Origin of the sequence: Haemophilus influenzae (assembly GCF_001457655.1) — a bacterium.
Classification (GTDB): Bacteria; Pseudomonadota; Gammaproteobacteria; order Enterobacterales; family Pasteurellaceae; genus Haemophilus; species Haemophilus influenzae.
On record NZ_LN831035.1, the window covers coordinates 495,173 to 509,809 of the forward strand.

A 14,637-nucleotide genomic window follows, 5' to 3' on the forward strand; every position below is an offset into this window, starting at 1 on the left:
GAAGTAGGTATAATACGAAAAGTTTTCAATTTTAATTTTAACTTAACAAGAGGATAGATTATGTCAGTAATCAAAATGACCGATTTAGATTTAGCGGGTAAACGTGTATTTATCCGTGCAGATCTTAATGTGCCAGTAAAAGATGGCAAAGTGACCTCAGATGCGCGTATTCGTGCGACCATTCCTACTTTAAAATTAGCCTTAGAAAAAGGCGCGAAAGTGATGGTAACTTCTCACTTAGGTCGTCCAACTGAAGGAGAATTCACACCAGAAGATTCTTTACAACCAGTTGTTGATTACTTAAAAAACGCAGGCTTTAATGTGCGTTTAGAACAAGATTATTTAAATGGTGTGGATGTTAAAGATGGCGAAATCGTTGTTTTAGAAAACGTACGCATAAACAAAGGCGAAAAGAAAAATGATCCAGAATTAGGTAAAAAATATGCCGCACTTTGCGATGTATTTGTAATGGATGCCTTTGGTACAGCGCACCGCGCGCAAGCATCAACTTACGGCGTTGCAGAATTTGCACCGATCGCTTGTGCAGGCCCATTATTAGCCGCTGAATTAGATGCATTAGGTAAAGCATTAAAAGAACCTGCTCGTCCAATGGTCGCGATCGTAGGCGGTTCTAAAGTTTCAACTAAATTAGAAGTATTAAATTCTCTTTCAAAAATCGCTGACCAAATTATTGTGGGCGGTGGCATTGCAAATACTTTCATCGCGGCAGCTGGTCACAATGTAGGTAAATCTTTATATGAAGCTGATTTAATGCCAGTTGCGAAAGAATTAGCCGCAAATACAGATATTCCAGTTCCAGTTGATGTGCGTGTAGGTTTAGAGTTCTCTGAAACGGCAGCAGCAACAGAAAAAGCGGTAAATGAAGTGAAAGATGATGAATCTATTTTTGATATTGGCGATAAATCAGCAGAACAATTGGCTGAAATTATCAAAAATGCAAAAACCGTTTTGTGGAATGGCCCAGTTGGTGTGTTTGAGTTCCCTCACTTCCGTAAAGGGACTGAAATCATTTCTCACGCCATTGCAAACAGCGATGCATTCTCTATTGCTGGCGGCGGCGATACCTTAGCGGCTATTGATTTATTCGGTATTGCTGACAAGATCTCTTACATTTCAACGGGTGGCGGTGCGTTCTTAGAATTTGTAGAAGGCAAAGTATTACCTGCAGTAGAAATTCTTGAAAAACGTGCGAAAAACTAACCGCACTTTTCCTCTATAACATATTGATGGTGGCATCAAAAATGCCATCATCAATATAAATTCTTCAAATTGCGGGCTTGTCTCGCTAAACATAAAAAAGGAAACACAAGTATGGCTAAATTATTAGATATCGTGAAACCTGGTGTTGTAACAGGCGAAGATGTGCAAAAAGTTTTTGCTTATGCAAAAGAGCATAACTTTGCTATTCCTGCGGTAAACTGTGTGGGTTCTGACTCTGTTAATGCTGTGTTAGAAACTGCTGCTCGCGTAAAAGCGCCAGTGATTATTCAATTCTCAAATGGTGGCGCAGCTTTCTATGCAGGTAAAGGTATCAAACCAACGAGTGGTACTCGTCCTGATGTACTTGGTGCAATCGCTGGTGCGAAACAGGTTCATACTTTAGCGAAAGAATACGGTGTGCCTGTTATTCTTCACACTGACCACGCAGCGAAAAAATTATTACCTTGGATCGACGGTTTATTAGATGCAGGCGAAAAACATTTTGCTGAAACGGGTCGCCCACTTTTCTCTTCACATATGATTGATTTATCAGAAGAACCAATGGAAGAAAATATGGCGATTTGCCGTGAATATCTTGCTCGTATGGATAAAATGGGGATGACCCTTGAAATCGAAATTGGCATTACTGGTGGCGAAGAAGACGGCGTAGATAATTCTGATGTTGATGAATCACGTTTATATACACAACCCTCTGACGTACTTTATGTTTATGACCAATTACACCCAGTAAGCCCTAGCTTTACCGTTGCTGCAGCATTCGGTAACGTACACGGTGTTTACAAACCAGGTAACGTGAAATTAAAACCATCTATTTTAGGCGCGTCACAAGAGTTCGTTGCGAAAGAACGCAATCTTCCTGCGAAACCAATTAATTTCGTATTCCACGGTGGTTCTGGTTCTAGCCGCGAAGAAATCCGCGAAGCAATTGGCTATGGTGCAATCAAAATGAACATTGATACCGATACGCAATGGGCGTCTTGGAATGGTATTTTGAACTTCTACAAAGCAAATGAAGCATATCTTCAAGGTCAATTAGGTAATCCTGAAGGTCCAGATGCACCAAACAAAAAATACTACGACCCACGTGTTTGGTTACGTAAAATGGAAGAATCTATGTCTAAACGCTTAGAACAATCTTTCGAAGACTTAAACTGTGTTGATGTTTTATAATCTATAAAAATAACATAAAATACGACCGCACTTTATTAGTGCGGTTTTTTATTTTAGCGGAGAAATTATGGAAAAGATCTTAGTTATTCGTAACGATAAATTAGGCGATTTTATGCAAGCATGGCCTGCTTTTGCAATGTTGAAGTTATCAAATCCTTCTTTAAAATTAACCGCACTTGTGCCGAGTTACACTGCACCTCTAGCGGAAGTTTGTCCGTTTATTGATGATGTTATTATTGATAGCAAAAAAAATGATAAAACGGATTTCAATCGTCTTGTGCAGGAAATCAAAGCGCAGCAGTTTGATGGAATGATTAGTTTCTTTTCTAATACCCATAATGGAAAACTTGCTTGGAAAAGTGGGATTAAATATCGCCTTGCACCTGCGACTAAATGGGTTCAAATTCTCTATAATCACCGCTTAACACAACGCCGTTCTCGTTCTGAAAAATCGGAGGCTGAATACAATCAAGATTTAGTCCGCGCTTTTTTGCAAAAGCATAATATGCCAATTGTTGAACCTAAACCGCCTTATTTAACTTTCGAGAAAAGTGCGGTAGAAAATCAACGAATTTTATTGCAAGAGAGTTTAGGGCTTTCTGCGAATAAAAAATGGATCTTTGTGCATAGTGGTTCTGGCGGCTCAGCAACGAATCTTTCTTTAGCGCAATATGCGGATTTAATTAAAGGCTTATTGGCTGAATTTGATTGCAATGTTGTGCTGACAGCAGGGCCTGGCGAAAGTGAAAACGCCCATAAATTGGCAGCTCTTGTGAATGATTTATGTGTAGTTGTTTACGATAAGAATAAAGGTTTAGTGGATTTTGCTCATTCTTTGGCTTGTGCGGATTTATTTATTGCGGGATCTACAGGACCATTGCATTTGAGCAGCGCGTTTAATATTCCGACTATCGGATTTTATCCAAACAGCCGTTCTTCCCAGCCGAGACGTTGGAAACCGATTAATGATGTAGATAAGCATCTTGCATTTTGCCCACCCGAGGGAAAAGAGACTCAAATGAATTTAGAGTTAATTTCAATAGACAATGCGTTAGCTGAAATATCACTTTTCATACGGAATATGTGGCAAACGAGCAATAATATTTAAGAAGAATTGAACAACGCTGCCTATGCTAGTGGCGAAAAGGACAGTACCCAAGCCAACGACACCACCAAGTAAAAAACCAAGTAAACAAACCGAGATTTCAAGGCTTGAGCGTACCACGTTGATGCTTAAATGAAAACGTTGGCAAATACCAACCATTAATCCGTCTCGAGGGCCTGCGCCTAAGTGACAAGTGAGATATAAGGCAGTTCCAAAACCATAGAGTAATATACCGATCAGACAGAAGATCATTCGTGAAAAAAGTGCGGTTGGCGGCGTCAGTATTTTTGTTGTGATCCCTAGAAATAGAGCAATAATGATAATATTTAATAATGTCCCAAGCCCAAGGCGTAATTTGAGTGGTTTCCATACCAACATTACTGCGCAACTAATTAAAAAAGATGACCAGCCAATGTCAAAATTTGTCTGTATTGCTATACCTTGTGAAAGTACAGTCCAAGGTGTCGATCCTAAACCTGATAATACAATAAGCCCATCTCCAATACCTAAAATAGAAAGAGCAAAAAGTAAGATTGAAATGGTTTTATATTGCACTGTCCATAATGATGTGGCTGCCCAAGATGTGTGGGGGATAACGCGTGCTTTTTTCTTCATATTTATTACCTTTTATATTCCGTTTTATCATAAAAGGAAAGACGCAAAAACAGAAATAATTTTGTCAGTTCATTTATATCAAAAACATATTATTTATTTTGAGTAACCGTTTGCATAATGTTTATTTTCTAAAACTGTGATCTTCCTCACGTTTTCAAAATTGTCTATTTTGTTACCATTGCGTACAATACAAAACCATTTTTAAAGGGGACGTTATGTTAGCTTCACTTCAAGATATTCTCGATACGGTTAAAGCCAATAATCTGACTTATCATCAAAAATTAATGACATTAGGCAATATTGCTGAGCGTTTATTTGATCCTCGTGATTTGCTTGGCTATACCGATGAAGAATGGGGCTTTTTACAGAATCAGATGATCTGTGATTTATGTGAAGGTTACGCAATTTATCGTCCTCGCTATATCCTGCCTGATTACAATGTGTATATTCAAAAAGGCTGCGAATTTTTAGAGTTGCCGCCACCAAAAGATCTTGATGAAGCGCTTGATGGATTATTGATTCTTTACTCCCACGTGCCATCCATTACAACTTATCCTGTTTATATTGGGCGTCTTGATGTGTTGCTCGAACCGTTCATTACTGATGAAGAAAAAGATTACATCAAAATTAAACGCTTTTTAAATCATATCGACAAAACTGTGCCTGATTCATTCTGTCATGCCAATATTGGACCTTATGACACGAAAGCGGGTCGCTTGATTTTACGCGCAGTGATTGAGCTTGAAGCACCAACACCGAATATGACTATTCGTTATGACAAATCTAAAACGAGCCGTGAGTTTGCTGAACTTGCAGCAAAAGCCTGTTTGTTGGTTTCTAAACCATCTTTTGCAAACGATGCTTATTATATTTCCGATCTAGGCGAAGAATATGGTGTAGCAAGTTGCTATAACGCACTGCCTGAATGTGGCGGCGCTTACACATTAACGCGTTTACGTTTAGGTACGATTGCTCGCGCCTGTAAAAGTGTGGATGAAATGGTAAATAAATTATTACCACGAGTGGCGAAATGTGCTCTTTCAACCATGGATAAACGACACAAATTTGTCGTGGAAGAAAGTAATTTCTTTAACAGTTCATTCCTCGAAAAAGAAGGCTTTATCAAACGTACTAATTTTACGGGGATGTTCGCAATTGTGGGCTTGGCTGATGCTACAAATCACTTATTACAATGTGAAGGCTTAAATGAAACCTTTGGTAAGAGCGTTCGTGGCGATGAAATTGCGACAGCGATTATGGATAAATTGAAAGAAATTACTGATGCGCACGAAGGAGTTTATGCAGAACGCACTGGCAATCGTTATTTATTACATGCGCAAGTGGGCGCAAGCAACCACGAAGAAGACAAACGCAACGCACCGGCTCATCGTATTCGTGTAGGCGAAGAACCGACTTTACTTGCGCATTTGAAACAGTCTGCACCGTTCCATAAATATTTCCCATCTGGTACAGGGGATTTATTCGCCTTTGATCAAACCTATGTAGATCACTGCGATGCGGTGGTAGATATTATTGATGGTGCATTTTCCTTAGGTTATCGCTACATTACCACCTATTTGAAAAATACAGATTTAATTCGTGTTACAGGTTATTTAGTGAAGAAAAGCGAAGTTGAAAAATATCGCAAAGGCGAAGTCGCATTACGCGATACAACTTGGTATGGCTCGGGTACGGATGAATGTGCCAACGTGTTTGATCGCCAATTACGCGATGAAAAAGATGTCACTGCTGAAAAATAATTGAAAAAATGACCGCACTTTCTGAGATTTTTGTGCCGTTGCATCGGATTATTCCGTTTTCAAATGTAGAAGGGCAAGGCAATCGTACCAGTATTTTTTTACAAGGCTGTAAACTAAATTGCTTGTATTGCCATAATCCAGAAACCATTCCACGTTATACGGAAAGTGCAAAATTAGTCAGTTTACAGTACTTATATGATCAAGTGATGGAAGCTACTCCCTTTATTCGAGGTGTAACGGTTTCTGGTGGAGAACCCACTATTCATCACAAAAAACTTGGGCCACTCTTTAAGGCTTTACGTTCAAAAGGATTGACTTGTTATTTGGATAGTAGTGGCTTTTTTGAATTTGATCGCATTCGTTCGTTAATTGATGTTACTGACAAATTTTTATTCGATCTGAAAGGAGAGGGGGTTGGCTTGCAAACACTTTGTTTCGATCGGAAAAATCAAGCAGGAATCGTACCACAGCAAGTGATGCCAGAACGTTTACATATAAAAAACGACAAACTGGAGCGGAATTTGCAAAATTTAGCTACCTTATTGCCATTAAATAAAGTGGAAGAAGTGCGGTTGGTTTTTTTAAAGCATTTTTTTGATGCGGAACATTTAGTGAGCAAAGCTGCTCAACTACTACGAAATTATCCAGACGTGGCATTAAAAATTATCCGTGTGCATAGTAAAGGTGCGCGTGATGAATCAGGGTTATCAGCATATATTCCAAGTGTGGAAGAAACTAATGCCCTAGCTGCTTATGCACGTCAATGTGGAATTAACAAGGTTTTGACTATTTTATAGACGTTTACAAAAAGTGCGGTGAAAATTCGCCGACTTTTCATAAGAAAACAAGTAGAATAAGCCGAATTTTATTAACTTAACTAATCTAGGGGAATCAAAAATGAGTGTGTTAAGCAGCATTTTGGGAATGGTCGTATTAATCGCTATTGCCGTGTTACTGTCCAATAATCGTAAAGCGATTAGTATTCGAACCGTAATGGGGGCGTTAGCAATCCAAGTAGGATTTGCCGCCCTTATTTTATATGTGCCAGCAGGTAAACAGGCGTTGGGTGCCGCTGCGGATATGGTATCTAACGTTATTGCCTATGGTAACGACGGGATTAATTTCGTTTTCGGCGGATTAGCAGATCCAAGTAAACCATCAGGTTTCATTTTTGCAGTGAAAGTATTACCGATTGTCGTGTTCTTCTCTGGCTTAATTTCTGTGCTTTACTATCTCGGCATTATGCAAGTCGTGATTAAAGTATTAGGTGGTGCATTGCAAAAAGCATTGGGTACGTCAAAAGCAGAATCAATGTCAGCGGCGGCGAATATTTTCGTTGGTCAAACTGAAGCTCCATTGGTTGTTCGCCCTTACATTAAAAATATGACCCAATCTGAATTATTTGCCATTATGGTGGGCGGTACAGCCTCTATCGCGGGTTCAGTAATGGCGGGTTACGCAGGAATGGGCGTGCCATTGACATACTTAATCGCAGCATCATTTATGGCAGCACCAGCAGGTTTATTATTTGCGAAATTAATGTTCCCACAAACTGAACAATTCACAGATAAACAACCAGAAGACAATGATTCAGAAAAACCAACTAACGTACTTGAAGCAATGGCGGGCGGTGCGAGTGCAGGTATGCAACTTGCATTAAACGTAGGTGCAATGTTAATCGCATTTGTTGGTTTAATTGCATTAATTAATGGTATTTTAAGTGGCGTTGGTGGCTGGTTTGGCTATGGCGACTTAACGTTACAATCTATCTTTGGTTTAATTTTCAAGCCATTAGCATACTTAATCGGTGTAACAGATGGTGCTGAAGCAGGTATTGCAGGACAAATGATCGGGATGAAATTAGCGGTTAATGAATTTGTGGGTTATCTTGAATTTGCAAAATACTTACAACCAGATTCTGCGATTGTATTAACTGAAAAAACTAAAGCGATTATTACTTTCGCGCTTTGTGGTTTTGCTAACTTCAGCTCAATTGCAATCTTAATTGGTGGTTTAGGTGGTATGGCACCAAGCCGTCGTAGTGATGTTGCTCGTTTAGGTATCAAAGCCGTTATCGCTGGTACTCTCGCTAACTTAATGAGTGCAACTATTGCTGGTTTATTTATCGGCTTAGGTGCTGCAGCACTTTAATTTATCTTAATCAATTAAAAAGTGCGGTAAAAATGACCGCACTTTATTCATTTTTATTCATTATCAAAAATTAAGGAAAAATTATGACTCCACATATTAACGCGCCTGAAGGTGCATTTGCTGATGTTGTTTTAATGCCTGGCGATCCACTTCGTGCAAAATACATTGCGGAAACCTTTTTACAAGATGTAGTTGAAGTAACGAATGTTCGTAATATGCTTGGTTTTACTGGAACTTACAAAGGTCGTAAAATTTCTATTATGGGACACGGTATGGGGATCCCATCTTGCTCTATTTACGCGAAAGAATTAATCACTGAATATGGCGTGAAAAAAATCATCCGTGTAGGGTCTTGTGGTGCTGTTCGTATGGACGTAAAAGTGCGCGATGTGATTATCGGTTTAGGTGCATGTACTGATTCGAAAGTAAACCGTATTCGTTTCAAAGATAACGACTTTGCAGCTATTGCCGACTTCGATATGGCACAAGCCGCTGTTCAAGCTGCAAAAGAAAAAGGCAAAGCCGTTCGTGTCGGTAACCTATTCTCCGCTGATTTATTCTATACACCTGATGTTGAAATGTTCGATGTAATGGAAAAATACGGCATCTTAGGCGTGGAAATGGAAGCTGCTGGAATTTATGGTGTGGCTGCAGAATATGGTGTGAAAGCATTAACGATTTGTACTGTGTCTGACCATATTCGTACACATGAACAAACCACAGCAGAAGAACGTCAATTAACATTCAATGATATGATTGAAATTGCATTGGATTCAGTATTAATTGGTGATGCACAATAATATCTTCTAGCAGATTTAAGAAGTGCTTGAAAAACAACCGCACTTTTTATATAATCCGTGCCCATTATGAGCCGTTCGCGACTCATATTTTTGTGTGGTGCAATGAATTTTGCACTAAAAATTATCGGGGAGCTATTTAATAGCGTTATTACCCAATTAGAGGAAAACTAAAATGGCAAAAAAAGTCCAAGCCTACGTTAAGTTGCAAGTTGCAGCTGGTATGGCAAACCCATCACCACCAGTTGGTCCTGCATTAGGTCAACAAGGTGTGAACATCATGGAATTCTGTAAAGCATTCAACGCTCGTACTGAGAGCTTAGAAAAAGGTTTACCAATTCCAGTTGTTATCACTGTATATGCAGACCGTTCATTTACTTTCGTCACTAAAACTCCACCAGCAGCAGTATTATTGAAAAAAGCTGCAGGTATCAAATCTGGTTCTGGTAAACCGAACAAAGATAAAGTGGGTAAAGTAACTTTAGATCAAGTTCGTCAAATCGCTGAAACTAAAGCAGCAGATATGACTGGTGCGACTATCGAAACGAAAATGAAATCAATCGCTGGTACTGCTCGTTCAATGGGCTTAGTGGTGGAGGAATAATACGATGGCTAAATTGACTAAAAAAATGAAAGCAATCAAAGCTGGCGTAGATTCTACTAAAGCATACGAAATTAACGAAGCAATCGCGGTATTAAAACAATTCGCAACGGCTAAATTCGTTGAAAGTGTTGATGTTGCAGTAAACTTAGGTATCGATCCTCGTAAATCTGACCAAAACGTTCGTGGTGCAACAGTATTACCACACGGTACTGGTCGTGAAGTACGTGTAGCTGTGTTCACTCAAGGTGCTAACGCAGATGCAGCTAAAGAAGCTGGTGCTGATTTAGTGGGTATGGAAGATTTAGCAGAGCAAATCAAAAAAGGCGAAATGAACTTTGATGTTGTTATCGCTTCTCCTGATGCAATGCGTGTTGTTGGTCAATTAGGTCAAGTATTAGGCCCACGTGGTTTAATGCCAAACCCTAAAGTTGGTACTGTAACACCAAACGTTGCTGAAGCAGTTAAAAATGCTAAATCTGGTCAGATCCGTTATCGTAATGATAAAAACGGTATTATCCACACCACTATCGGTAAAGCAAACTTCTCTGAAGTTCAATTAAAAGAAAATCTTCAAGCATTATTGGCTGCTTTAAATAAAGCAAAACCAACTACTGCTAAAGGTATTTTCATCAAGAAAGTAAGCATCTCTACCACTATGGGTGCAGGTGTTGCTGTTGATCAAACTTCTTTATAATTTAAAGAATTGATAGATTTTAAACCGCACTTTTTGAAAGTGCGGTTTTTTTGTTTCATAAAATTTCTATATAAGTTTTAAACTTGACGAGAAAGCTGCATTCATTTAAAATTTACCGCCTTGAAATTAGCAAAGATTTAGATTGATTTTTAATCAATTTTGACCTTTTATTGCTTAATTTAACCGTGTTTTTGATAGAAAGCACATCCACACAATGACAAATTCACCGTTATTTGTCGTTGTTTTGCTCAAGTTGTCGTTCTATGTAATTTGAGTTGTCACCCCACTATAGAAGTAAGGTTCAGAGTGCGGTCATTTTAACGGTCATTCACGTCACAGTTAGTTTGTGGCTAGGTCACTGAACAGTTAGCAGAGGAAAACCAATGGGTTACTCCTATTCTGAAAAAAAACGAATTCGTAAAGATTTCGGTAAACGTCCGCAAGTTTTAAATGTTCCTTATTTATTAACCATTCAGTTGGATTCTTTTGATAAATTTATTCAAAAAGATCCTGAAGGTCAGCAAGGTTTAGAAGCGGCATTCCGTTCTGTATTTCCTATTGTAAGCAATAATGGCTATACAGAATTACAATATGTAGATTATCGTTTAGAAGAGCCAGAGTTTGATGTACGTGAGTGCCAAATTCGTGGCTCAACTTATGCAGCAGGCTTACGTGTAAAATTACGTTTAGTGAGCTACGATAAAGAATCTTCTTCACGCGCAGTTAAAGATATTAAAGAAAATGAAGTTTATATGGGGGAAATCCCATTAATGACTGATAACGGTACTTTTGTAATTAATGGTACCGAGCGTGTTATCGTTTCACAATTACACCGTAGTCCAGGTGTATTCTTTGATTCTGACAAAGGTAAAACCCATTCTTCAGGTAAAGTGCTTTATAACGCACGCATTATTCCTTACCGTGGTTCTTGGTTAGATTTTGAATTCGATCCAAAAGATAACTTATTTGCGCGCATTGACCGTCGCCGTAAATTACCGGCAACAATTATTCTTCGTGCATTAGGCTATACCACTGAAGAAATCTTAAACTTATTCTTTGATAAAATTACCTTTGAAATCGCTGGCGATAAATTGTTAATGACTTTAGTGCCAGAACGTTTACGTGGTGAAACGGCTTCTTTTGATATTGAAGCAAATGGCAAAGTGTATGTTGAACGTGGTCGTCGCATCACTGCTCGTCACATTAAAGCATTAGAAAAAGATAATATCTCACAAGTGGTTGTGCCTTCTGAATATATTTTAGGTAAAGTTGCGTCGAAAGATTATGTTGATTTAGAGTCTGGCGAAATTATTTGTCCTGCAAATGGCGAAATTTCGTTAGAAACCCTCGCAAAATTAGCACAAGCTGGTTACACCACGATCGAAACTTTATTTACTAATGATTTAGATTACGGTCCATATATTTCTGAAACGCTACGTGTCGATCCAACTTATGACAAAACCAGTGCGCTTTACGAAATTTATCGTATGATGCGTCCGGGCGAGCCACCAACACCAGAATCTTCAGAAGCGTTATTCAATAATTTATTCTTCTCTGCAGAACGTTATGATTTATCTACAGTAGGTCGTATGAAGTTCAACCGTTCTTTAGCTTTTCCAGAAGGGGAAGGTGCTGGTATTTTAAGCAATGAAGATATTATTGCGGTAATGCGTAAATTGATCGACATCCGTAATGGTCGTGGCGAAGTAGACGATATTGACCATTTGGGTAACCGTCGTATCCGTAGCGTGGGCGAAATGGCTGAAAACCAATTCCGTATCGGTTTAGTGCGTGTTGAAAGAGCGGTCAAAGAACGTCTATCTTTAGGCGATTTAGATGCGATCACGCCACAAGACTTAATTAACCCGAAACCGATTTCTGCGGCAGTAAAAGAATTCTTTGGTTCTTCACAGCTTTCGCAATTTATGGATCAAAACAACCCATTGTCAGAAGTGACACACAAACGTCGTATTTCTGCATTAGGTCCGGGCGGTTTAACGCGTGAGCGTGCAGGCTTTGAAGTGCGTGACGTACATAATACTCACTATGGTCGTTTATGTCCGATTGAAACCCCTGAAGGTCCAAACATCGGTTTGATCAACTCACTTTCTGCTTTTGCACGTACTAATGATTATGGTTTCTTAGAAACACCATATCGTAAAGTGGTTGATGGTCAAGTTACTGAAGAAATTGAATACTTATCTGTAATTGATGAAGCAAACTACATCATTGCACAGGCAAACTCAAACTTAGACGAAAATAACCGTTTTACTGATGCTTTCGTTACTGCTCGTGGTGAACGTGGTGAATCTGGTTTATATAAACCTGAAGATATTCACTATATGGATGTTTCGACACAACAAGTGGTATCTGTTGCGGCTGCATTAATTCCATTCCTTGAGCATGACGATGCGAACCGTGCGTTGATGGGTGCGAACATGCAACGTCAAGCAGTTCCAACATTACGTGCGGATAAACCATTAGTTGGTACAGGTATGGAAAAACCAATCGCACTTGACTCAGGTGTTGCGGTTGTTGCAAAACGTGGTGGTACCGTTCAGTACGTTGATGCGTCTCGTATTGTGATTAAAGTAAATGAAGATGAAACCATTGCAGGTGAAGCTGGTATTGATATTTATAATTTAATTAAATACACCCGCTCTAACCAAAATACTTGTATTAACCAAATTCCTTGTGTGAATTTAGGCGATCCAATTAATCGTGGCGAAGTATTAGCAGATGGTCCTTCAACTGATTTAGGGGAACTTGCATTAGGTCAAAATATTCGCGTGGCGTTCATGCCTTGGAACGGCTATAACTTCGAAGACTCAATGTTAGTTTCTGAACGTGTTGTTCAACAAGACCGTTTCACTACGATCCATATTCAAGAATTATCTTGTGTTGCGCGTGATACTAAGTTAGGTGCAGAAGAAATTACTGCGGATATTCCAAACGTAGGTGAATCAGCGTTAAGCAAACTTGATGAATCTGGTATCGTTTATGTCGGTGCTGAGGTTAAAGGTGGCGACATCTTAGTAGGTAAAGTAACCCCTAAAGGCGAAACTCAATTAACCCCAGAAGAAAAATTGTTACGTGCAATCTTTGGGGAAAAAGCTTCCGATGTGAAAGATTCTTCATTACGCGTGCCAAATGGTACATCAGGTACGGTTATTGATGTTCAAGTCTTCACTCGTGATGGCGTAGAAAAAGATAAACGTGCATTAGAAATCGAAGAAATGCAACTTCGTGAAGCGAAAAAAGATTTAACTGAAGAGTTAGAGATTTTAGAAGCTGGTTTATTTGCTCGTGTGCGTAATCTTCTTATTTCTAGTGGTGCGGATGCAGCACAATTAGATAAAGTAGATCGCACTAAATGGTTAGAACAAACCATTGCAGATGAAGAAAAACAAAACCAATTAGAACAGCTTGCTGAGCAATACGAAGAACTTCGTAAAGAGTTTGAACATAAACTTGAAGTGAAACGTAAGAAAATCATTAAAGGCGATGATCTTGCACCGGGCGTATTAAAAGTTGTGAAAGTTTACCTTGCAGTGAAACGTCAAATCCAGCCGGGGGATAAAATGGCGGGTCGTCACGGTAACAAAGGTGTTATCTCGAAAATTAACCCAGTTGAAGATATGCCATACGATGAAAATGGTCAGCCAGTTGAAATCGTATTAAACCCACTGGGCGTACCGTCTCGTATGAACATCGGTCAGATCCTTGAAACTCACTTAGGTTTAGCTGCAAAAGGTATTGGTGATCAAATCAATGCAATGCTTAAACAAAAACAAGAAGTGGAAAAATTACGTAGCTATATCCAAAAAGCATACGATTTATTAGGTAATGGTTCACAAAAAGTGGATTTAAGCACTTTTACTGATGAAGAAGTATTGCGTTTAGCGGGAAATTTACGTAAGGGCTTACCAGTTGCAACGCCAGTGTTCGATGGTGCAGACGAAGCGGAAATCAAAGAGCTATTAAAACTTGGTGGATTACCAACTTCAGGTCAAATAACCCTTTACGATGGTCGTACTGGCGAGAAATTTGAACGTCCAGTAACCGTGGGTTATATGTACATGCTAAAATTGAACCACTTAGTTGATGATAAAATGCACGCTCGTTCAACAGGTTCTTATAGCCTTGTTACACAACAGCCACTGGGTGGTAAAGCACAATTTGGTGGTCAGCGTTTCGGTGAGATGGAGGTATGGGCACTTGAAGCATATGGTGCAGCCTACACCTTACAAGAAATGCTAACTGTGAAATCCGATGATGTGAATGGTCGTACGAAGATGTATAAAAATATCGTAAGTGGCAACCAACATATGGAGCCAGGCACACCGGAATCTTTCAACGTAATTATGAAAGAAATCCGCTCACTTGGTTTAAATATCGAGTTAGACGAAGAGTAATTTCATTCTTGCCTTCCCCTGCTTGTGGGGGAAGGTGCCCGAAGGGCGGAAGGGGGAAATTCCCCCCTCAGCCTGCGGCAGCTC

Annotated in this window: 11 protein-coding genes; 10 read left to right on the forward strand and 1 reads right to left on the reverse strand. The window is 39.3% G+C overall.

Translation table 11 applies throughout. From position 1 onward, the window contains the following. Positions 1 to 60 precede the first annotated feature (60 nt). The 3 genes from pgk to AT683_RS02455 all read left to right on the forward strand — a co-directional run bounded on the left by pgk (position 61) and on the right by AT683_RS02455 (position 3,520). Positions 61 to 1,221 carry a phosphoglycerate kinase gene (pgk, locus tag AT683_RS02445; RefSeq protein ID WP_011272099.1) on the forward strand — a complete coding sequence of 387 codons (1,161 nt, stop codon included), beginning with the start codon at positions 61 to 63 and terminating at the stop codon, positions 1,219 to 1,221. Positions 1,222 to 1,332: 111 nt separating this feature from the next. Next, entirely contained in the window at positions 1,333 to 2,412 is a 1,080-nt protein-coding gene (gene fbaA / locus AT683_RS02450) for a class II fructose-bisphosphate aldolase (RefSeq protein WP_058222160.1), read from the forward strand. A 67-nt stretch (positions 2,413 to 2,479) separates the two neighbouring features. Then, a complete protein-coding gene (locus AT683_RS02455) occupies positions 2,480 to 3,520 on the forward strand; it encodes a glycosyltransferase family 9 protein (RefSeq protein ID WP_058222161.1) in 1,041 nt (346 codons plus the stop codon). On the opposite strand, the gene yczE is transcribed toward AT683_RS02455, so the two are convergent. Then, positions 3,476 to 4,132, reverse strand: a complete 657-nt coding sequence (yczE, locus tag AT683_RS02460) for a membrane protein YczE (protein ID WP_005658016.1) — start codon at positions 4,130 to 4,132, stop codon at positions 3,476 to 3,478. The two genes, AT683_RS02455 and yczE, sit on opposite strands and share 45 nt — an antisense overlap. A 215-nt stretch (positions 4,133 to 4,347) precedes the next feature. On the opposite strand from yczE, the gene AT683_RS02465 reads away from it, so the two are divergent. From AT683_RS02465 to rpoB, 7 genes are all read left to right on the forward strand, one after another. Further along, positions 4,348 to 5,892, forward strand: coding sequence for a YjjI family glycine radical enzyme (locus AT683_RS02465; protein ID WP_058222162.1), 1,545 nt, complete (start codon positions 4,348 to 4,350; stop codon positions 5,890 to 5,892). A gap of 8 nt (positions 5,893 to 5,900) precedes the next feature. Continuing rightward, entirely contained in the window at positions 5,901 to 6,689 is a 789-nt protein-coding gene (locus AT683_RS02470) for a 4Fe-4S cluster-binding domain-containing protein (RefSeq protein ID WP_058222163.1), read from the forward strand. A 100-nt stretch (positions 6,690 to 6,789) separates the two neighbouring features. Next, positions 6,790 to 8,043: a NupC/NupG family nucleoside CNT transporter gene (locus tag AT683_RS02475; RefSeq protein WP_005651972.1), complete on the forward strand. Its 1,254-nt coding sequence runs from the start codon at positions 6,790 to 6,792 to the stop codon at positions 8,041 to 8,043. An 83-nt stretch (positions 8,044 to 8,126) separates the two neighbouring features. Next, positions 8,127 to 8,843, forward strand: a complete 717-nt coding sequence (gene deoD, locus AT683_RS02480; RefSeq protein ID WP_048950228.1) for a purine-nucleoside phosphorylase — start codon at positions 8,127 to 8,129, stop codon at positions 8,841 to 8,843. 172 nt (positions 8,844 to 9,015) lie between these two features. Further along, positions 9,016 to 9,444 carry a 50S ribosomal protein L11 gene (rplK, locus tag AT683_RS02485; RefSeq protein WP_005630840.1) on the forward strand — a complete coding sequence of 143 codons (429 nt, stop codon included), beginning with the start codon at positions 9,016 to 9,018 and terminating at the stop codon, positions 9,442 to 9,444. Positions 9,445 to 9,448: 4 nt separating this feature from the next. Next, a complete protein-coding gene (gene rplA / locus AT683_RS02490) occupies positions 9,449 to 10,138 on the forward strand; it encodes a 50S ribosomal protein L1 (protein WP_005627655.1) in 690 nt (229 codons plus the stop codon). Between the two features lie 383 nt (positions 10,139 to 10,521). Then, positions 10,522 to 14,553, forward strand: coding sequence for a DNA-directed RNA polymerase subunit beta (rpoB, locus tag AT683_RS02495; RefSeq protein ID WP_011272094.1), 4,032 nt, complete (start codon positions 10,522 to 10,524; stop codon positions 14,551 to 14,553). Positions 14,554 to 14,637: the final 84 nt, after the last annotated feature.

Coding starts and splice junctions, on each gene's coding strand:
- pgk (WP_011272099.1), top strand. CDS start 61: ATGTCAGTAATCAAAATGACCGATTTAGATTTAGCGGGTAAACGTGTA.
- fbaA (WP_058222160.1), top strand. CDS start 1,333: ATGGCTAAATTATTAGATATCGTGAAACCTGGTGTTGTAACAGGCGAA.
- AT683_RS02455 (WP_058222161.1), top strand. CDS start 2,480: ATGGAAAAGATCTTAGTTATTCGTAACGATAAATTAGGCGATTTTATG.
- yczE (WP_005658016.1), bottom strand. CDS start 4,132: ATGAAGAAAAAAGCACGCGTTATCCCCCACACATCTTGGGCAGCCACA.
- AT683_RS02465 (WP_058222162.1), top strand. CDS start 4,348: ATGTTAGCTTCACTTCAAGATATTCTCGATACGGTTAAAGCCAATAAT.
- AT683_RS02470 (WP_058222163.1), top strand. CDS start 5,901: ATGACCGCACTTTCTGAGATTTTTGTGCCGTTGCATCGGATTATTCCG.
- AT683_RS02475 (WP_005651972.1), top strand. CDS start 6,790: ATGAGTGTGTTAAGCAGCATTTTGGGAATGGTCGTATTAATCGCTATT.
- deoD (WP_048950228.1), top strand. CDS start 8,127: ATGACTCCACATATTAACGCGCCTGAAGGTGCATTTGCTGATGTTGTT.
- rplK (WP_005630840.1), top strand. CDS start 9,016: ATGGCAAAAAAAGTCCAAGCCTACGTTAAGTTGCAAGTTGCAGCTGGT.
- rplA (WP_005627655.1), top strand. CDS start 9,449: ATGGCTAAATTGACTAAAAAAATGAAAGCAATCAAAGCTGGCGTAGAT.
- rpoB (WP_011272094.1), top strand. CDS start 10,522: ATGGGTTACTCCTATTCTGAAAAAAAACGAATTCGTAAAGATTTCGGT.